A 19,852-nucleotide genomic window follows, 5' to 3' on the forward strand; every position below is an offset into this window, starting at 1 on the left:
CAGCCGGTTCAGGCCTTGCCGTGGCAGGCCTTGTACTTCTTGCCGCTGCCGCACGGGCACGGATCGTTGCGGCCGACCTTGTCGCCTTCGCGGCGCACGGTGGTCGGGGCGGCCTTCTTGGCCTGCCAGTAGTTGTAGACGGCCTGTAGCGAGGTGGTCAGGTCATCCTTCAGCTCGTCGAGGTCTTCCTCAGTGAATTCGACCAGCACTTCGCCTTCCTGCTCGAACATGCCGCCCAGCGCCATCATCGGATAGAGCAGGTCTTCGAAGCCTTCGTCCTCGACTTCGAACCAGTCGGTGTCGACCACGTCGAGCGCGAACAGGTAGGCGTTACACCACGGCAGGTAGTCGGCCTCGCCGTCGTCGCCCTCGTACAGGGTCAGGTCGATCTCCTGCCCTTCGGCCAGGGCAGCCTGCACGTCGGCCATCATGTCGCGCAGCAGCTGCTTGAGCTCGGTGAGCTGCTCTTCGCTGTAGTCGTGCTTGGTGCCCAGCACGTGCATCATCCAAGTCGACTCGTCCACCGCGTCCGGGCCGCTGGCCAGCGCCACGAAGAAGCCCTGGACCTCGTCCAGGCGCATGGTGTCGCCTTCTTCGGCGCGGCCGGACAACAGGTTTTCCAGGCGGTCGATCGCTTCGGCGCTCATTGCGGTCATGTCGGTTTCCTTACAGGGTTCGGTTAACGGCACGGATTGTGCCCGTTTTCGGCGCGCTCGGCCATGCTGTCAGCCGGCCGGCTGCACCGGCATGTGGCTGGTGGTGATGTCGGCGATCAGGCGCCCGTCTTTGCCTGTGACGGTAGTGCGGATCACGCTGAGCCGTTTGCCGCGGCGCACGAACTCGGCGGTAGCGGTGAACACGCCGTCCGGCTGGTTGCCGAGGAAGTTGGCGTTGAGGTTGATCGCCAGCGGAAAACTCTGGCGGTTCGCTTCGAAATCACTGCCGCCGAAGGCGAGCACCGAGGCGGCCACGTCGGCGAACCAGACGATGGCGCCGGCGTTGGCGATGCCGTAGGGGTTGAGGATGCCGGCCAACACCGGCATTTCGGCGACGACCCGCTCCGGCCTCTGCTCGACGATGGTGAATTCGATCTGACCGGTGTATTTCATACCGTGCTCTCTTCTAACGGAAGGAAGGGATTCGGCCAAGCTTGAACTTGGCCGAACGGTCTGGTGCCCCCCCCCAGCGAAGCGCTCCTGACTAGGCGCGCGGCTGCAGACAGTACAAATAGTGCGGCAAGGCCACGCAACAACGCCAAGGGGGAGTTGTCGGCAGCGCTGCTTACGCGGTGCGCTGCTCGGCGAGGCCCAGCTTCTCCTTGCTGGCTTGGCGCATCAGGTATTTCTGGATCTTACCGGTGATCGTCATCGGAAAGGCGTCGACGAACAGGATGTAGCGCGGAATCTTGTAGTGGGCGATCTGCCCTTGGCAGAACGCGCGGATCTCGTCCTCAGTAGCACTCTCTCCGTCACGCAGCCGAATCCACGCGCACAGCTCCTCGCCATAGCGATCGTCCGGCACGCCGATCACCTGCACGTCCTGGATCTTCGGGTGGCGGTAGAGGAATTCCTCGATCTCACGCGGATAGACGTTCTCGCCGCCGCGAATCACCATGTCCTTGGCGCGGCCGACGATGTTGCAGAAGCCATCCTCGTCGATCACCGCCAGGTCGCCGGTGTGCATCCAGCCGGCCGCGTCAACCACCTCGCGGGTCCTCTCCTCGTCGCCCCAGTAGCCGAGCATCACCGAATAGCCGCGGGTCAGCAGCTCGCCGGTTTCGCCGCGCGGCACGATGCGGCCGTCGATGTCGACCAGCTTCACCTCCAGGTGCGGGTGGATGCGCCCGACGGTGCCGACCTTCTTTTCCACCGGGGTGTCGGTGGCGCTCTGGAAGCTGACCGGGCTGGTCTCGGTCATGCCGTAGGCGATGGTGACCTCGGCCATGTTCATCCGCTCCACTACCTTGCGCATCACCTCGATCGGGCACGGGCTGCCGGCCATGATGCCGGTGCGCAAGGTGGACAGGTCGAATTCGGCGAAGCGCGGGTGATCGAGCACTGAGATAAACATCGTTGGCACGCCGTGCAAGCCGGTACAGCGCTCCGCCGCCACCGTCTCCAGCACCGCCAGCGGCTCGAAAGCCTCGGACGGGTAGATCATCGTCGCGCCGTGGGTCAAGCAGGCCAGATTGCCCAGCACCATGCCGAAGCAGTGATAAAGCGGCACCGGGATGCACAGCCGGTCCCCCGGCACCAGCCGCATCGCCTCGCCGACGAAGAAGCCGTTGTTGAGGATGTTGTGGTGGCTGAGCGTGGCGCCCTTGGGGCTGCCTGTGGTGCCGGAGGTAAACTGGATATTGACCGGGTCATCGAACTGCAGCTGCGAGCCAAGCTCGGCCAGCGCGGCGCGCTCGCTCTCACTCGGTACCCCCAGCAACGCTGGGAAATTCACTGTACCCGGCGTGGTCTCGTCGCCAAGCCTTATCACCGCCTCCAGCGTCGGCAGCCTGGCTGAACGCAGCTGGCCCGGCACCGCCTCGGCCAGTTCGGGCGCGAGATCCGCCAGCATCTCCAGGTAGTCGCTGCTCTTGAAGCTCGGCGCGACGATCAGCGCGCGACAGCCAACCTTGTTGAGCGCATATTCCAGCTCGGCGCGGCGGTAGGCTGGGTTGATGTTGACCAGCACCAGCCCGGCCTTGGCAGTGGCAAACTGGGCCAGCACCCACTCGGTGTTGTTTGGTGACCAGATGCCGATGCGGTCGCCCGGGGCCAAACCAAGTCGACGCAGCCCGCAGGCCAGCCGGTCGACCTGTTCGCGCAACTCGGCATAGGTCCAGCGCGTACCCTGGTGCCGCACCACTAGCGCATCGCGCTCCGCGTAGCGCGCACAGGCGGCATCGAAATACGCCCCCATGGTCTGGCCGATCAGGGGGATGGCGCTAGCGCCGTGGACGTAACTCGGCAGGGGCATCGGCTGGTCTCCTCATAATTGATGGGATGAATGAGCTGCGGATTTCTTGTTGTGGGTGCCAGCAATAATGACTATTACGTAAACGTAAGTCACGACAACTGTTGGCCACCGTGGGAAAAACGCTACAATGCTGCATTCGATACAGGACGATTCCATCATGGCCGAGCAAGCGCTCTATAGCATCTCGGATCTTGCCAGCGAATGCGACGTGACGCTGCGCACCATCCGTTTCTACGAGGAACAGGGCCTGATCATGCCCGCTCGCCAGGGCCGCCAGCGCGTCTACACCCACCGCGACCGTGCCCGGCTGAAACTGATCCTGCGTGGCAAGCGCATCGGCCTCGCCCTGTCGGAAATCCGCGAGATCCTCGACCTGTACGAACTGGCGCGCGACGAAGCTAGCCAGTCGCTGAAACTGCTGCAGCTGTTGACCGAACGGCGCCAGCAGCTGGAGGAACAGCGCCGCGACATCGATGCGGTCCTTGCCGAGATCGACACGCTGGAATTGCACTGCCGCAGCGTGATCGACGAGCTGACCCAGCACCCCCAAACCGCCTGAGGCGGTTTTTTTACGCCATATAGTTGACGTTTACGTAAGCGTAATTAAAGATAGAAGCACAGTCCACGAGGAGAAAGCCCCATGTTCACCCGCCTGAATTTCGGCCACGACGACAGCTTTGAGCTGCTGCGCGATACCGTCCGCGATTTCGCCGAACGCGAGATCGCCCCGCGCGCCGCCGATATCGACCGCGACAACCTGTTCCCGGCCGACCTGTGGCGCAAGTTCGGCGAGCTGGGCCTGCTCGGCATCACCGCTGGCGAGGAATACGGTGGCGCCAACATGGGCTATCTCGCACACATGATCGCGATGGAAGAGATAAGCCGCGCCAGTGCCTCGGTGGGCCTGTCCTACGGCGCGCACTCCAATCTGTGCGTGAACCAGATCAACAAGAACGGCAGCGCCGCGCAGAAGGCCCGTTACCTGCCAAAGCTGATCTCGGGCGAACACGTCGGTGCGCTGGCGATGTCGGAACCGAACGCCGGCTCGGACGTGGTCAGCATGAAGCTGCGCGCCGACAAGCAAGGCGACCACTACGTGCTCAACGGCAGCAAGATGTGGATCACCAACGGCGGCGACGCGGACGTGCTGGTGGTGTACGCCAAGACCGACGTCAACGCAGGCCCGCGCGGCATCACTGCCTTCATCGTCGAGAAGGGCTTTAAAGGTTTCAGCGCCGGCAGCAAGCTCGACAAGCTCGGCATGCGCGGCTCGAACACCTACCCGATCTTCTTCGACGACTGCAAGGTGCCGGCCGAGAACGTGCTGGGCCAGGTTGGCGAGGGCGTGAAGGTGCTGATGAGCGGCCTCGACTACGAACGTGCGGTGCTGGCGGCTGGCCCCTTGGGCATCATGCAGGCGTGCCTGGACGTGGTAGTGCCCTACCTCACCGACCGCACCCAGTTCGGCCAGGCGATCGGCGACTTCCAGCTGATGCAGGGCAAGCTCGCCGATATGTACGTGACGCTCTCGGCCAGTCGCGCCTATGTTTATGCGGTAGGCCAGGCGCTGGACCGCGGCGAAGCCGGCCGCAACACCCGCAAGGACGCCGCTGGCGCCATCCTGTACAGCGCCGAGAACGCCACCAAGATGGCGCTGGACGCGATCCAGTGCCTGGGCGGCAACGGTTATATCAACGAATACCCGACCGGCCGGCTGCTGCGCGACGCCAAGCTGTACGAGATCGGCGCCGGCACCAGCGAGATTCGCCGCTGGTTGATTGGCCGCGAGCTGCTGGCCGAGACTCGTTAATTCGATGGGGCGCTGCGGCGCCCTCCTCTTCTCTCTGGAGTCGACACATGCACGACGCCGAACGCATCGTCCAGGCCCAGCTGGATGCCTACAACGCCCGCGATCTCGACCGTTTCATCGCCTGCTACGCCGACACTGTCAAGGTGTTCCGCTTCCCGTCGCAGCAACTGGCGATCGACGGCAAGGCCGCGCTGGCCGAACACTATGCCGAGAACCGCTTCAATCGACCGGCGCTGAACGCCGAACTGATCAGCCGCATGGGGCTCGGCAACACGGTGATCGACCGCGAGGTTGTCAGCGGCGTCGGCGATGCCACCATCGACGCGATCGTGATCTACCAAGTCGCCGATGGACTGATCCAGACCGTCTGGTTCGTCGACGCTCAATAAGTCGCCCGCAAGGACCCCTCATGCCGATACTGGAATCCACCCTCTCCCCGCGTTCGGCCGAGTTCATCGCCAACAGCGACAAGATGCGCGCGCTGGTCGCCGACCTGCAGGACAAGGTTGGCCGAATCGCCCAAGGTGGCGGCGACAGTGCTCGCGCCAAGCACGTAGCCCGCGGCAAGCTGCTGCCACGCGAGCGCATCGATCTATTGCTCGACGCCGGCTCCCCGTTCCTAGAGCTATCGCAGCTGGCTGCCTACGGCATGTACGGCGACGCGGCGCCCGGCGCCGGGCTGATTGCCGGCATCGGCCGCATCAGCGGCATCGAATGCCTGATCGTCGCCAACGATGCTACCGTCAAGGGCGGTACCTACTATCCGATGACGGTGAAGAAGCACCTGCGCGCACAGGAAATCGCCCGCGAGAACCGCCTGCCCTGCGTCTATCTGGTCGACTCCGGCGGCGCCTTCCTGCCCCTGCAGGACGAGGTGTTCCCCGACCGCGACCACTTCGGCCGCATCTTCTACAACCAGGCCACGCTGTCGGCCGCCGGCATCCCGCAGATCGCGGTAGTGATGGGCAGCTGCACCGCCGGCGGCGCCTATGTGCCGGCGATGTCGGACGAGACGGTGATCGTGCGCAACCAGGGCACCATCTTCCTCGGCGGTCCGCCGCTGGTAAAGGCGGCTACCGGCGAAGTGGTCGACGCCGAGGAGCTGGGCGGCGGCGACGTGCACGCGCGCCTCTCCGGCGTGGCCGACCACCTGGCCGAAAACGACGCACACGCGCTGGGCATCGCCCGGCGCATCGTCGGCGGCCTGAACTGGAAGAAACAGGGCGAGCTCGACCGCATCGAGCCGAAACCGCCGCGCTACGCCGCCGAGGAGCTGTACGGCGTGATCCCGGCCGACGCGAAGAAACCGTTCGACGTGCGCGAAATCATCCTGCGGCTGGTGGACGACTCCGCCTTCGACGAATTCAAGCAGAACTACGGCACCACGCTGGTCACCGGCTTCGCGCGGCTAAACGGCTACCGCGTCGGCATCGTCGCCAACAACGGCATCCTGTTCTCCGAGTCGGCGCTGAAGGGCGCCCACTTCGTCGAGCTGTGCAGCCAACGTGGCATCCCTCTGATTTTCCTGCAGAACATCACCGGATTCATGGTGGGCAAGAAGTACGAGAACGGCGGCATCGCCAAGGATGGCGCCAAGCTGGTCACTGCGGTGGCCTGCGCCCGGGTGCCGAAGTTCACCGTGCTGATCGGCGGCAGCTTCGGCGCCGGCAACTACGGCATGTGTGGCCGCGCCTACTCGCCGCGCTTCCTGTGGATGTGGCCAAACGCACGCATCTCGGTAATGGGTGGCGAACAGGCCGCCGGCGTGCTGGCGCAGGTGAAACGAGACCAGTTGGGCGATAGTTGGCCGAAAGAGGACGAGGAAGCGTTCAAGGTGCCGATCCGCGAACAGTATGAGCACCAGGGCCACCCCTACTACGCCAGCGCGCGACTGTGGGACGACGGCGTGATCGATCCGAAGGACACACGCAACGTGCTTGCACTGGCGCTGGAGGCGAGTCTGAACGCGCCGATCGAGGCGACCCGCTTCGGCGTATTCCGGATGTGACGCGCCGACCCACGCAAACCTGAAAAGCAAGAACAACACGAGGAAAGCCATCATGACCCTAAAGACCGCTCTCGACAGCCGCGGCGTCGCCACCATCACGCTGGCCCGCCCGGAGCTGCACAACGCCTTCGACGACAAGCTGATCGCCGCGCTGACCGCCCACCTCGAACAGCTGGCCGCCGACCCGGCAGTGCGGGTGGTGGTGCTCGGCGCCGAGGGGCGCAGCTTCTCGGCCGGTGCCGACCTCAACTGGATGCGCCGCGTCGCCGGCTACAGTGAAGAGGAAAACGTGCAGGATGCGATGGGCTTAGCGACGCTGATGCACACCCTCGACAGCCTGCCGAAGCCGACGGTGGCGCGGGTGCAGGGCGCGGCTTTCGGCGGTGGCGTCGGCCTCGTCGCCTGTTGCGACGTGGTGATCGCCAGCGAGCGTGCCAGCTTCTGCCTGTCCGAGGTGAAGCTGGGCCTGACCCCGGCGACGATCAGCCCCTATGTGGTCGCCAAGATCGGCGTGTCGGCGGCGCGTCGCTACTTCCTCACCGCCGAGCGCTTTAACGCCGACACCGCCTGCCGCCTGGGTCTGGTGCACGAAGTGACCACCGAAGAGCTGCTCGACGACGTGGTTGAAGGCCTAGTCAGCGACCTGCTCAACAACGGCCCACAGGCGATGCGCGAGGCCAAGCAGCTGATCGCCGACGTGGCGTGGCAGGAAGCCGACACCGCACTGCTGACCGACACGGCCCGGCGCATCGCCAAGTTGCGCGGCAGCGCCGAGGGCCGCGAGGGGCTGTCGGCCTTCCTGGACAAGCGCCGCCCTCACTGGCCATGAGACCGTTCGGCTAACGTTGTCGCCAAGGCAAAACCATGTTTGCCACGAAACTGCCAAAATACGTGAAAACGGCCGGCGTTGAGGGTGTTTATTGCGTGTTCTTGCATGACTTTCATGGCTCAAGATGCCGATGAGCTAACAGTTTGAACCTGCTGTGTGGGTCACCCCTATGTTCAAGAAAATACTGATCGCCAACCGTGGCGAAATCGCCTGCCGCGTGATCCGCACTGCGCGCCGCCTGGGCATCCGCACCGTCGCAGTGTATTCGGACGCCGACGCCGAGGCGCTGTTCGTCAAACAGGCCGACGAAGCGTGGCGGCTCGGCCCGGCGCCGGCCGCCGAGTCCTACCTGAAGGCCGAGCTCATCCTCGATATCGCCCGGCAAAGCGGCGCCGAAGCGATCCACCCCGGCTACGGCTTCCTGTCCGAGAACGCCGGCTTCGCCGAGGCCTGCGCTGCTGCGGGCATTGCCTTCATCGGCCCGCCGGCCAGCGCCATCGCCGCGATGGGCAGCAAGTCGGCGGCCAAGACGCTGATGGAAGGCGCCGGCGTGCCGCTGGTGCCTGGCTACCATGGCGACAACCAGGACGCCGAGTTCCTGAAGCAGCAGGCCGACGTGATCGGCTACCCGGTGCTGATCAAGGCCAGCGCCGGCGGTGGCGGCAAAGGCATGCGCATCGTCGCGCGTAGCGAAGACTTTGCCGCCGAACTGGCCGCCTGCCGCCGCGAGGCCAAGGCGAGCTTCGGCGACGACAAGGTGCTGGTCGAGAAATACCTGACCCGGCCGCGCCACATCGAGATTCAGTTGTTCGCCGACACGCACGGCAATGTCGTCTACCTGTTCGAACGCGACTGCTCGGTGCAGCGCCGCCACCAAAAGGTGCTGGAAGAAGCCCCGGCACCAGGCATGACCGACGAGCGCCGCCAGGCGATGGGCGAAGCGGCCTGCGCCGCCGCGCGCGCAGTCGGCTATGCCGGCGCCGGCACCGTCGAATTCATCGTCGACACCGCCAGCAACGCGTTCTACTTCATGGAGATGAACACCCGGCTGCAGGTGGAGCATCCGGTCACCGAGTACATCACCGGCCAGGATCTCGTCGAATGGCAGCTTAAGGTGGCGGCAGGCGATCCCCTGCCGCTGACGCAGCAGCAGCTGACGCTGTCCGGTCACGCGATCGAGGCGCGCGTCTACGCCGAGGACCCGGACAACGACTTCCTGCCCGCCACCGGCAAGCTCGTGCATCTGAGCGCCCCGCAGGAATCGGGCACGGTACGGGTCGACACCGGCGTCGCCGAGGGCGACACGATCACGCCGTTCTACGACCCGATGATCGCCAAGCTGATCGTCTGGGGCAAAGACCGCGCCAGCGCCCTGGCGCGGCTGGACGCTGCGCTGGCCGACTACCAAGTAGCCGGTCTCGTCACCAACCTGCCGTTCCTGCGCCGGCTGGCCGGCCACCCGGCCTTCGTCAGCGCCGACCTCGACACCGGCCTGATTGCCCGCCACGCCACCGAGCTGCTGCCGCCACCGGCCGCGCCGAGCGCCGAACAGCTGGCGCTGATCGCACTGGCCGACACCCTGGCCGAACAGGCCGAGGGCGACGCGGCCTGGACCGCCCTACCCGGCTGGCGGCTAAACGCCCGCCAGCGCCGCCGCCGCGACTATCGCCACGGCGAAGCCAACTACACGGTCGAGGTCGAGTACGCCGGCGACACTTTCATGCTATGCGTCGGCGACGAATGCTTCACCGCCAGCGGCAACCTGAACGACACCGAACTGTCGGCCAACCTGAACGGCCGCCGGCTCAACGCCGACTTGGTGCGCCACGGCAACCAGCGCACGCTGTTCTGCCAGGGCGAGCGGCTGATGGTCGAGTGGCTGGACCCGATGGCAGTCGAGGCCGGCGCTGCACACGGCGAGGCGCACCTACGCGCGCCGATGCCGGGTCGCGTGGTAGCCTGGCTGGCCGAACCGGGTGCCACAGTCAGCAAGGGCACGCCACTGATGATCCTGGAAGCGATGAAGATGGAACACACCCTGGCCGCGCCGTCCGACGGCAAGGTAGCCGCGTTCTACTACGCGCCGGGCGAGCAGGTGGATGACGGCGCCGACCTGGTCGACTTCGAGGCAGCTTAGCGCCACACACAACCCCTTCCGGCCTTGTTGCGCTGCCTTGCCGCACGGCCCCGTACTGTCCTTCGGCAGCTCGCCTAGCCGGCGCCGCTAGGCTGGGCTTTGTGAGCGGCAGCGTCTATCCGATGAGGAATGCACATGCAACACGTGAAGATCGTCGAAGTCGGCCCGCGTGACGGGCTGCAAAACGAGAAACAGCAACTGTCGGTGGACGAAAAACTGGCGCTGATCGCCGAACTCGCCGCCGCCGGGCTGACCCATATCGAGGCTGGCGCCTTCGTCTCGCCCAAATGGGTGCCGCAGATGGCCGACAGCGCTGATGTGTTAGCCGGCCTCGACCTCTCCGGCCCCATCCACTACCCAGTGCTAGTGCCGAACGAGAAGGGCCTCGACGCCGCGCTCGTTGCCGGGGTACGAGAGATCGCGGTGTTCGGCGCAGCCAGCGAGTCGTTCAGCCAAAAGAACATCAACTGCAGCATCGCCGAGAGCCTGGCGCGCTTCGAGCCGGTGATCCGCCGCGCCCGCGACGCCGGCGTGGCGGTGCGCGGCTATGTGTCCTGCGTGGTCGCCTGCCCGTATGAAGGGCCGATTGCCCCGGCGGCGGTCGCCAGCGTAGCGCAAGCGCTGGCCGAAATGGGCTGCTACGAGATCTCACTCGGCGACACCATCGGCGTCGGCACGCCACGCCAAGTGCTGGCGATGCTGGAAGCGGTGGCGCACAAGGTGCCCATCACCCAACTGGCCGGCCACTACCACGACACCTACGGCATGGCGATCGCCAATATCTGCGCATCGCTGGAGTTTGGCCTGCGCACCTTCGACGCCTCGGTTGCCGGGCTGGGCGGCTGCCCCTATGCTCAGGGAGCGTCCGGCAACGTTGCCAGCGAAGACGTAGTCTACCTGTTACACGGGCTGGGTTACGAAACCGGAGTCGACCTGGACAAACTCGTCGCCTGCGCTCACCGCATCGCCGCCCGACTCAACCGGGCCCCGTCACGGGTCGCGAAGGCGCACCACTAGGGCCGCCGACCGCTGCGGAGCGCTCATGCGTCGGTGCCCATATTGGGAGAGACCATGAGCGATACCCCCCTCTGGCAACCACCGCCGGCCCGCGTGGCCGGCACTCACCTTACCGCCTTCACCCGCCTCGCCGAGAGCGCATTCGGCCACCCCTTTCCCGACTATCACAGCCTGTGGCAGGCCAGCGTCGATACGCCGGAAACATTCTGGGCACTGCTCTGGAACTATGCAGGCGTAATCGGCGAGCGCGGCGAGACGGTACTCACCGACGGTGCCGACCTACTCCGCGCACGCTTTTTCCCCGACGCCCGGCTCAACTACGCCGAAAACCTGCTGCGCCGTAGCGACGACGGGCTGGCGGTCGTGTTCTGGGGTGAGAGTAAGGTCAAGCACGAGTGGAGCCATCGCGAGCTGGCCGAACGGGTATCTCGGTTGCAGCAGGCGCTCGCCGCCACCGGCGTGAAGAGCGGCGATAGAGTCGCCGGCTTCATGCCCAACCTTCCCGAAACGCTGGCGGCCATGCTCGCCGCCACCAGCCTGGGCGCAGTGTGGACCAGTTGCTCGCCCGACTTCGGCATCGACGGCGCGCTCGACCGCTTCGGCCAGACCGAGCCGACCGTACTGTTCTGCCCGGATGGCTACTGGTACAACGGCAAGGATATCGACATCGCCGACAAGCTCGCCGCGATCAACGCCGGCCTGCCATCGTTGAAAAAGACCGTGGTGGTACCTTATATGGGCCGCGCCGACGCCATCGCCGCGCGCCTCACCGACGGCGTCACGCTCGACGCCTTCGTCGCGCCCTACCAGCCGCAACCACTGCGCTTCGAGCAGGTGCCGTTCCGCCACCCACTGTTCATCCTCTACTCCAGCGGCACCACCGGCAAACCCAAGTGCATCGTCCACGGCCACGGTGGCACGCTGCTGCAGCACCTGAAGGAGCACCAGCTGCATGCCGACCTGCATCGCGGCGACGCGCTGTTCTACTTCACCACCTGCGGCTGGATGATGTGGAACTGGCTGGTATCGGGCCTAGCCAGCGGCGCCACCCTGCTGCTCTACGACGGCTCACCATTCGCCGCCGACGGCCGCATCCTGTGGGATTACGCCGACGCTTACCACTGCACCCACTTCGGCACCTCGGCCAAGTACATCGACGGCCTGCACAAGCTGGGCCTAGAGCCAGGCCGCGAATGGCCACTCATCCATCTACGCGCGGTGCTGTCGACCGGCTCGCCGCTGGTCGCCGAGAGCTTCGAATGGGCATACCGCTCGATCAAGGCCGACATGGACCTGGCATCGATCTCGGGCGGCACCGACATCGTCTCCTGCTTCGTGCTCGGCAATGCCAACCTACCGGTCTGGGCGGGCGAGCTGCAGTGCCGGGGGCTCGGGATGGCGGTCGACGTGTGGAATGAAAGCGGCCAACCGGTGCGCGGCGAGAAGGGCGAGCTGGTCTGCACCAAACCGTTTCCATCGATGCCGGTGGGCTTCTGGCGCGATGCGGACGGCGAGAAATACCGCAAGGCCTATTTCGACCGCTTCCCCAATGTATGGTGCCACGGCGACTTCGCCGAGATCACCGAGCACGACGGTCTGATCATCCACGGCCGCTCCGACGCGGTGCTCAACCCTGGTGGCGTACGCATCGGCACTGCCGAAATCTACCGCCAGGTCGAGGCGTTCGACGAGATCATTGAGGCGCTGGCAGTGGGCCAGCACTGGCAAGACGACGAACGGGTCGTACTGTTCGTGCGGCTGCGCGACGGCGTCAAACTCGATGAAGCACTAGAGAAGCGAATCAAGGACAAGATCCGCCACGGCGCCAGCCCACGTCATGTGCCGGCTCGTATCGTCCAGGTCACCGACATCCCCCGCACACTGTCGGGCAAGGTCGTCGAACTCGCGGTGCGCAACGTGATCCACGGCGAGCCGGTCAGCAATGTGTCCTCGCTGGCCAACCCCGAGGCGCTGAAACAGTTCGCAGACCGGCCTGAATTGAAATCATAAGGGTCAATCAACGGAGGCCCTGCACACCTTCGCGTGCAGGGCCTCCGATCTTCACTCACTGCCTACTCCGCCTGCTGAGCCAGGGTGAGCTTGAAGAGCGACGGAGCAATACGCCAATCCGGCTGTTGTGCCTTCGGCCAGACCCCCGGGTTGTCAGTCGCATTGAAATAGACCAGCATGGTCACCAGAGGCAGCATCTCGGCCATATCCTTCAAATCGAGCAGCTGCTCGCGCTGGCGTACGCCGCGCCCTTCGACCCCCAGTTCCGCGACGATGACCGGCAGGCCATAGCGTGCGACTCGGCGATATTTTTCGCGCAGGATGCTGGCGGCCGAATGGGCATCGCCCGCAGGCTGAACCCCGCATTCCGGGCAATCGAACACCGACAGACCAATATCATCGACGTAGGCACGCCCAGGGAAGTATTCCGTCAGGCCCCGATCTCCTCGGGGTGACCAAACGAAACGCAAGCGCTTTGAGACGAGCCGGCACTGGTCGACGAAATGTCTGTAGGCAGCAATGTACCCTGCTGGGTCGTTACTGGCCCACGGATAACGACCGGTCGCGGTCTCCATCTCGTGCCCCCAGCGCACCAGCAACGAGCTGTTTAGCGCCCCCATGGTTTGGCAGATCTCATGGATCTCGCTGTCGTACGCCCCGTCACGCACCTCACGCAGAAGGGCCTGCCCGCTCCATCCCTGTTCCGGCCACGGCTCAAGGGTGACCATCAACTGGCGATGCCGGCTCGTCGCATAGTCGAATGCACCCACGATACGGGCACTCGCGTCGGGATCTGACCAGGAGACGAAAACATGTTCGAGCTTGACCGAACTGTCGTTGGCCGAGAACACGTGCTCAGGGTCATAGATGCCGAGGGTCAACTGCCCTTTCACTGGCTCGGCAAACGCGATAGGCGCCTCCATGCCTGAACGCCAGAACAAGGCTTCCACCCCGGACGGCACGCGTGCGTACAAGCCGATTGCCAGCGCCAGCGCGGTGGTGGCAAAGACGCCCCGTTCCAGTATTGAACCGTCACCGAACAGCAAACTTATCACCGACTTACCCTGCCCACGTTCACGGGCATGGGCAGCCACGATCAGCCCGGCTATCAGCAAATAGATCAGGCTGTTGATGATCGACAGAACGTAGAAGCCGCTTGCACTACCGGCATCGCCGACGATAAGCACCGGCAGGCTGCAAAACAGCGAGATCAACAGATAAGGCAACACCACACGCACAGGCGGCCGGGTATCGGCCGTCGCGGTTTTGGGTGTCACTCGGAACGCGAACTCACGCCCGCGGAGGCAGTCGGCCAAGGCGGACAGGGAACCGAGCAGCGACCATGGCCAGCGAGCAAAATGAAACAGCGTGCCTTCCCACGACAGCACCTTCCCGTCATAAGGCCGGTAGCAACCAGTACGTCTGACCCAAGCCATCAGAGTCAAGATGCTGATCGTCACCGCTCCGGCGTAAAGCAGGTAGGAGGGATACGCAATGCTGGCCCATACCCGATGTGTCCACAGCGCGATGGCGGGCATAACGATCGATGCCACCATCGTCAACGAAAACAGCGTGTACCACAGCTGTGAAAACAGGAACTGGGCCTTCATCCGCCACGGCAACCGTCCAATATAGTGTTTCGTATAGCGGAACAGAATCACCGTTAGGCTTTTCGCCCACTGGAACTCTTGTGTCGCCATGTCGGCAAAGGTGCGCGGCCCCTCGCCGTGAGCGATGGCATCGATAGCATGAATGCCGGCCCATCCCTTAGCGTTCATCATCAGGGTCGTCGAGTGGTCCTCGGCCAACTCCGGCCCTAGACCACCAATGTCGCGCAGCGCCGTCATCCGCACCGCGTAATGCGAACCGATGCACAGCGGCGCCAGACCACCGTTGTACCCAGCTTGCAGTGCGCCATGCAGAGCAGCCTCGGCATACAACCGCCCCCTTGCTGACCAGCTGGTGGCAGCATTGCTGTCACAGATACTCGGCGCAGAGACATAGCCTATCCGATCATCCATGAACGGCCGCAGCATTGCCTCGAGATAGCCCGGCGCCGGTACATGGTCGGCATCCAACTGCGAGACGAAGTCATAACGCTCGTAGCCGAAGCGGTCGTAGAAATAGGCAAGATTGCCCTCCTTGCACTTCGTCCTGCGTGGCCAGGAAGCGTTGTGATAAGCGGCAACCCCCCGACGCGACGACAGGAACACGCCATGCTGCGTACACCAGTCGATGGTCTCGTCGCTCGGGTCCTCATCGGCAAGCCAAGTATCATGCGGGTAGGATTGGCCGAGCATGGCGACCAGCGTCTCGCGCACCACCTCAAACGGTTCGGAGGGCGCCTTGGTGACCACCATCGCCACACGCCAGCCGGCAGGAATCGGCCGCGCGGTGTTGGATACCCGAGCGCGCGCAAACACGATCACGAAATACCCGGGGATGATCGTGCTCCAGAACAGGATGAGCGAGTTCGCGACATATCTGAACGCGTCGGCGTTATGTTCCGGGCGCAGCCACCACGTCCAGAACAGCACCAGGCTGCAGACCCAGACCAGGCTCAACAGCGCGAACACTACGCGCTGCCGCCCCGACAGCAGGGGCACCAGGAACGGCTGCTCATCCTTGCTGGACGACTGCGTGTCGGACGTAGCCTCATCTACTATGACGGAACGAATGCGCCAGCCCTGAGGCTGAGCTGCCAGCTGAGCCAACGGTGCATCGTAGCCGGCACGCTGGGGGCCGCGAGCGGTGGTCAACCGGCCAGGCGCCCCTCCCTCTCTGCCTGCGAGACGACGCCCCCGGTCACGCCAGTCTGTAAAGGAGGTGCGCACATTCATTGGTCTGTCCCCCTTTAATCGAGGCGAAGGTTAATCACGTTGCTCTGGCTGCCATCGAGCGACGCTGTAACGGTCGGGGACGAGGCCGATGCAGCGTCCCCCGTAGCATCGAATCCCGCGGCCTCGTCGCATGCCGCCACGGCATTGACTGACCGGGTGCCCGTATCAGCGATGGCAACAACCGGGGCAAGGGAATGATCGTTCACATGACCGGCTTGCTGCGGTCGGCACGGCCTCTCCGCCCCGCGCCCTACCCGGACATAGTGGCGGAAGCCGTTGCCGCGAACAGCCTGTTCATCGAACAGATTGCGCATATCCACCATCACTGGGTCGGCCATATAGTCGGAGAGCTCTCGCAGGTCGCAATCGATGAAGCTTTTCCAATCGGTCAGGATCACGAGGGCATCAGCATTCTTGATGGCATGGACGGGGGTTGCGCACATGCAGATATGGGGAAGCAGCCGGGCAGCCTCGGCCGGCTGCGACGGATCGTAGGCGTGGATCCTGGCACCACGCTCGACCAGCGCCCGGACCAGATCAATGCTGGGGCTTTCACGCACATCGTCTGTCTGCCCCTTGAAAGTAAGCCCGAAGATGGCCAGCCGTTTTCCCGCGACGGACCCGCCGCATGCGGCCTCGATCTTCTTCAGAACCACGTCCTTGCGCCGGGCATTCGCCTCGATTGCGGCGTCCACGATGCGCATCGGCACGACGTATTCGGATGCGGTCGCCTTAAGAGCGCGCGTATCTTTTGGAAAACAGGACCCCCCCCAGCCGGGGCCAGCCTTCAGGAAAGCCCCACCGATCCGGTGATCGAGCCCGATACCGGTGGCGACATGGTCGACATCGGCACCGACCGCCTCGCACAGATCGGCGATTTCATTGATGTAGCTGATCTTCACCGCCAGGAAGGCGTTGGCCGCGTACTTGATGACCTCGGCGGTTTCGATCTCGGTAGCCAGCACCTCGTAGCCCTGCTGTTCGAGCGGCGCATAGATACGCTGCAGGATAGCCATCGCTTGTTCATTCTCGGCACCGAAGACAATTCGGTCCGGATGCAGAAAGTCGCCGATGGCCGAGCCTTCACGCAGAAACTCCGGGTTGGAAGCAACCGCGGCGCTCTGGCCTTCGGGCAGGCAGCGTTCGACGATGCTCTGCACGAGCCGGTTCGTCCCCACTGGCACCGTCGACTTGATGACGATCACCGTAAACTGATCGATGTTGGATGCGACCTGTTCGGTGGCGGCGACCACATAGCGGAGGTCCGCCTGATCGGTTCCGGGATGGGAGGGTGTGCCCACCGCGATGAAGACCGCGTCGCGGCCTCTGACGCTCGCCGGCAGGTCAAGGCTGTAGCGCAAGGTTCCCCGCTGCACATTGCGGCTGACGAGCTCGTCAAGTCCAGGCTCGTAAATCGGGATGCGTCCGCTGTTCAACGCCTCGATCTTCTGCTTGTCGTTGTCGATGCACACCACGTCATGGCCAAGTTCTGCCAGACAGGCGCCAGTAACGAGCCCCACATAGCCGGTGCCCACGATCGCGATTCGTACGCTCATCTCGTACTCCCCGAAATGATTGGGTTTGTTATTTGATGTGATCCGGTTCGGCACTTGCCGCTACCAAGCCATCTCGTCCTGCGGTCGACCGGAACCAGTCCGCTGCGGTCGCGACCATTTGCTCTATGTCGACAAAGCATGGCTGCCAACCGAGCACCTTGGCGGCCAGTTCGGCCCTGGCATACAAGGCAGGCGGGTCGCCCGGCCTGCGTGGCGCATCCCTAACCGGCACGCGGCGCCCCAGCACCGCTTCGACAGCCTGGATGACTTCGAGAACGGAAGTACCCCGGCCGGTCGCCAGATTGAAGGCGCCGCTGTCGCCCCCCTCCGCCAGGTACTGCATCGCCAGGACATGGGCCTCGGCCAGATCGGTGACATGGACGTAGTCGCGGATGGCGGAGCCGTCCGCGGTGGGATAGTCCCGCCCCATCACGGAAAACGGTGGCGCCGTTCCCAGCGCCGCGCCAATCGCAAGGGGAATGGCATGCGTCTCCGGATCGTGCAGCTCCCCAAGTTCCCCCTCCGGGTCGGCGCCCGCCGCATTGAAATAGCGCAAAGCCACCCAACGCATGCCGTAGGCACGCTCGTAATCCGCAGCCATCCGCTCGACGGCCAGCTTGGTGAAACCGTAAGGGTTGACCGGCTGCCGTGGCGTGTCTTCCGAGATTGGCAATGTTTCCGGGATGCCGTAAGTCGCGCAGCTGGAAGAAAGCACGATGCGCGAGACACCATGCCGACGCATCGCATCGAGCAGGGTCTGGGTACCGGTGACGTTGACGCGGTAGTAGTTGCCGGGGTCAATCACCGACTCACCGACGTAAGCCAGTGCGGCAAAATGGAGCACGACGTCGGGGCGGTATAACGAGAACGCCGCGTCGAGTGCATCAGGGTCCAGAATGTCCCCCCGATGCAGCGGCCCCCAGCGCACGGCATCCGCATGCCCCGTCGACAGGTTGTCGAACGCGATCGGCACATGCCCGGCACGTGCCAGCGCCTTGCAGGTGTGGCTGCCGATATAGCCGGCGCCGCCGGTGACAAGGGCCTTCACGACAAGTGCTCCACAGCCCGCGGCTCAAGCCACAACTCGTTCTGGAAGCTCTCTATCGTGGCCCGTAACCCTTCACGCAGCGAGACCTTCGGTTTCCAGTCGAGCAGCGCCGTCGCCAACCCGATGTCGGGGCAACGCTGCCTGGGATCGTCCACCGGCAACGGGCACGAGATCACCGGTGAATTCGACCCGGTCATCTCGAGCACAAGCTGCGCCAGCTCCTGCATGGTGAACTCACCCGGATTGCCCAGGTTGACCGGGCCGGCCAGATTCCCCGAACTCCGCATCAGGCGAAAGAAGCCATCGACCAGATCGTCGACGAAACAGAACGAGCGAGTCTGCGCTCCGTTGCCGTAGATCTCGAGTGGCTCACCCAACAGGGCGTGCACGATGAAGTTGGACACGACACGCCCATCGTGCGGGCTCATGCGCGGGCCATAGGTGTTGAAGATGCGCGCAACACGGATGTCGACGCCGTAGCTGCGCTGGTAATCGAAGCACAGCGTTTCGGCAGCGCGCTTGCCCTCGTCATAGCAGGCCCGCGGGCCGACGGAGCTGACGTAACCGCGATAGCTTTCCACCTGCGGGTGGACTTCAGGGTCGCCATACACCTCGCTGGTGGATGCCTGAAACACACGGGCCCCGGTCTTGCGAGCTAGGTCCAGGCAACGCTTCATACCCATTACGCTGGTCATCAGCGTGTGCACAGGGTCCCGCTGGTAGCAAGGCGGCGAAGCCGGGCAGGCCAGGCTCCAGATCTCGTCGACCTCGATGTCCGGCAGCGAGTCGGTCACATCCGCCTCGATCAACGTAAAACCAGGGGATGACCGAAGATGAGCGATATTCGCACGACGACCGGACATCAGATTGTCAACGCAGTAGACTTGCTTCCCCTCGGCAATGAGCCGGTCGCAGACGTGACTACCCAGAAAGCCTGCGCCTCCGGTGACCATCGCCACCGATCGCTCTTTAACGGAATGAAACCGTGTTATAGCCATACGACCTCCACCTGCTTGTATGTCTGTGCCTCGAAGTCCCCACGCTCCGTGCATCTCAAACAACCAGAAGAGCCTGTTTTCCGTGCCCCCGGTCAGTCAATTTGACAAAAACATAAAAAAATCAGACAGATAATTGTTTTTAAGTATGCTTTACAACTCTAACAATGAAATACTAGTACATAAAATTAGCTCCGCAACCGCAGATGCCGTAGCAAAAAGTCAGGTCTTCGCCGAAAGGCGTTTTGTGCACCTAGGCAGCCGGTACCGACACCATCGGAATACCCATATAGGGTCTGGCACTTTCAAGTACTGGTTTGAACTGGAGCAGAATTGCTGCGGAAAACGATAAAACTGGGCCACATGGCTAATGCCGTTCACTTAAGGAAAAAGCACCGCCCACCAAGGTGGAAAAACGGTGCTTTTTTGTTACTTCCAAGCGTTCTTCGAAGCTAAAATCCGGACTGAACGGCTTAAGTGAACGGCATTAGGGCCACATGGCCCCTTTTCTCTAGGCAATGGGATTTACGCTAGGGTTGCGAGCGACGTAGGCAGGTGCAGGCATGAATACCGGCCAAGCGGCCATCCATGACATAGGGAAATGCAGAGTGGGAAACCCAGAATAGCGAACA

At 63.8% G+C, this 19,852-nt stretch carries 15 protein-coding genes; 8 read left to right on the forward strand and 7 right to left on the reverse strand.

All coding sequences use genetic code 11. From position 1 onward, the window contains the following. Positions 1-8 precede the first annotated feature (8 nt). The 3 genes from QU481_RS15900 to QU481_RS15910 form a co-directional block, all read right to left on the reverse strand. The gene (locus QU481_RS15900) at positions 9-656 is read right to left on the reverse strand and encodes a YecA family protein (RefSeq protein WP_289831014.1); all 648 of its coding nucleotides are present in this window, start codon (positions 654-656) and stop codon (positions 9-11) included. A 69-nt stretch (positions 657-725) separates the two neighbouring features. Then, positions 726-1,109 carry a PaaI family thioesterase gene (locus QU481_RS15905; protein WP_289831015.1) on the reverse strand — a complete coding sequence of 128 codons (384 nt, stop codon included), beginning with the start codon at positions 1,107-1,109 and terminating at the stop codon, positions 726-728. A gap of 172 nt (positions 1,110-1,281) precedes the next feature. Next, entirely contained in the window at positions 1,282-2,970 is a 1,689-nt protein-coding gene (locus QU481_RS15910) for an AMP-binding protein (RefSeq protein WP_289831016.1), read from the reverse strand. 127 nt (positions 2,971-3,097) lie between these two features. On the opposite strand from QU481_RS15910, the gene QU481_RS15915 reads away from it, so the two are divergent. The 8 genes from QU481_RS15915 (at position 3,098) to QU481_RS15950 (ending at position 12,781) form a co-directional block, all read left to right on the forward strand. Then, on the forward strand, positions 3,098-3,529 hold the full coding sequence (locus tag QU481_RS15915) for a MerR family transcriptional regulator (RefSeq protein ID WP_289831017.1): 432 nt from the start codon (positions 3,098-3,100) through the stop codon (positions 3,527-3,529). 81 nt (positions 3,530-3,610) lie between these two features. After that, entirely contained in the window at positions 3,611-4,780 is a 1,170-nt protein-coding gene (locus QU481_RS15920; protein WP_289831018.1) for an isovaleryl-CoA dehydrogenase, read from the forward strand. A gap of 47 nt (positions 4,781-4,827) precedes the next feature. Next, positions 4,828-5,169, forward strand: coding sequence for a nuclear transport factor 2 family protein (locus QU481_RS15925; protein WP_289831019.1), 342 nt, complete (start codon positions 4,828-4,830; stop codon positions 5,167-5,169). 20 nt (positions 5,170-5,189) lie between these two features. After that, complete coding sequence (locus QU481_RS15930; RefSeq protein WP_289831020.1) at positions 5,190-6,788, forward strand: carboxyl transferase domain-containing protein; 1,599 nt, start codon at positions 5,190-5,192, stop codon at positions 6,786-6,788. A gap of 52 nt (positions 6,789-6,840) precedes the next feature. Next, the gene (locus QU481_RS15935) at positions 6,841-7,617 is read left to right on the forward strand and encodes an enoyl-CoA hydratase/isomerase family protein (protein ID WP_289831021.1); all 777 of its coding nucleotides are present in this window, start codon (positions 6,841-6,843) and stop codon (positions 7,615-7,617) included. A gap of 169 nt (positions 7,618-7,786) precedes the next feature. Continuing rightward, a complete protein-coding gene (locus QU481_RS15940; RefSeq protein ID WP_289831022.1) occupies positions 7,787-9,754 on the forward strand; it encodes an acetyl/propionyl/methylcrotonyl-CoA carboxylase subunit alpha in 1,968 nt (655 codons plus the stop codon). A gap of 135 nt (positions 9,755-9,889) precedes the next feature. Further along, positions 9,890-10,771 carry a hydroxymethylglutaryl-CoA lyase gene (locus tag QU481_RS15945; protein ID WP_289831023.1) on the forward strand — a complete coding sequence of 294 codons (882 nt, stop codon included), beginning with the start codon at positions 9,890-9,892 and terminating at the stop codon, positions 10,769-10,771. A gap of 54 nt (positions 10,772-10,825) precedes the next feature. Then, positions 10,826-12,781: an acetoacetate--CoA ligase gene (locus QU481_RS15950; protein WP_289831024.1), complete on the forward strand. Its 1,956-nt coding sequence runs from the start codon at positions 10,826-10,828 to the stop codon at positions 12,779-12,781. A 62-nt stretch (positions 12,782-12,843) separates the two neighbouring features. Here the strand turns inward: QU481_RS15950 and QU481_RS15955 are convergent, their stop codons facing one another. The 4 genes from QU481_RS15955 to QU481_RS15970 form a co-directional block, all read right to left on the reverse strand. Continuing rightward, entirely contained in the window at positions 12,844-15,540 is a 2,697-nt protein-coding gene (locus QU481_RS15955) for a glycosyltransferase family 2 protein (protein ID WP_289831025.1), read from the reverse strand. 95 nt (positions 15,541-15,635) lie between these two features. Then, the gene (locus QU481_RS15960) at positions 15,636-17,177 is read right to left on the reverse strand and encodes a UDP-glucose dehydrogenase family protein (RefSeq protein ID WP_289831026.1); all 1,542 of its coding nucleotides are present in this window, start codon (positions 17,175-17,177) and stop codon (positions 15,636-15,638) included. A gap of 28 nt (positions 17,178-17,205) precedes the next feature. After that, complete coding sequence (gene galE / locus QU481_RS15965) at positions 17,206-18,225, reverse strand: UDP-glucose 4-epimerase GalE (protein ID WP_289831027.1); 1,020 nt, start codon at positions 18,223-18,225, stop codon at positions 17,206-17,208. Further along, positions 18,222-19,277 (reverse strand): UDP-glucuronic acid decarboxylase family protein, encoded by a 1,056-nt coding sequence (locus tag QU481_RS15970; protein ID WP_435382742.1) that lies wholly within the window; start codon positions 19,275-19,277, stop codon positions 18,222-18,224. Before QU481_RS15970 ends, galE begins: the two co-directional genes overlap by 4 nt. Positions 19,278-19,852 lie beyond the last annotated feature (575 nt).

The organism is Crenobacter oryzisoli (assembly GCF_030385785.1).
Taxonomy (GTDB): Bacteria; Pseudomonadota; Gammaproteobacteria; order Burkholderiales; family Chromobacteriaceae; genus Crenobacter_A; species Crenobacter_A oryzisoli.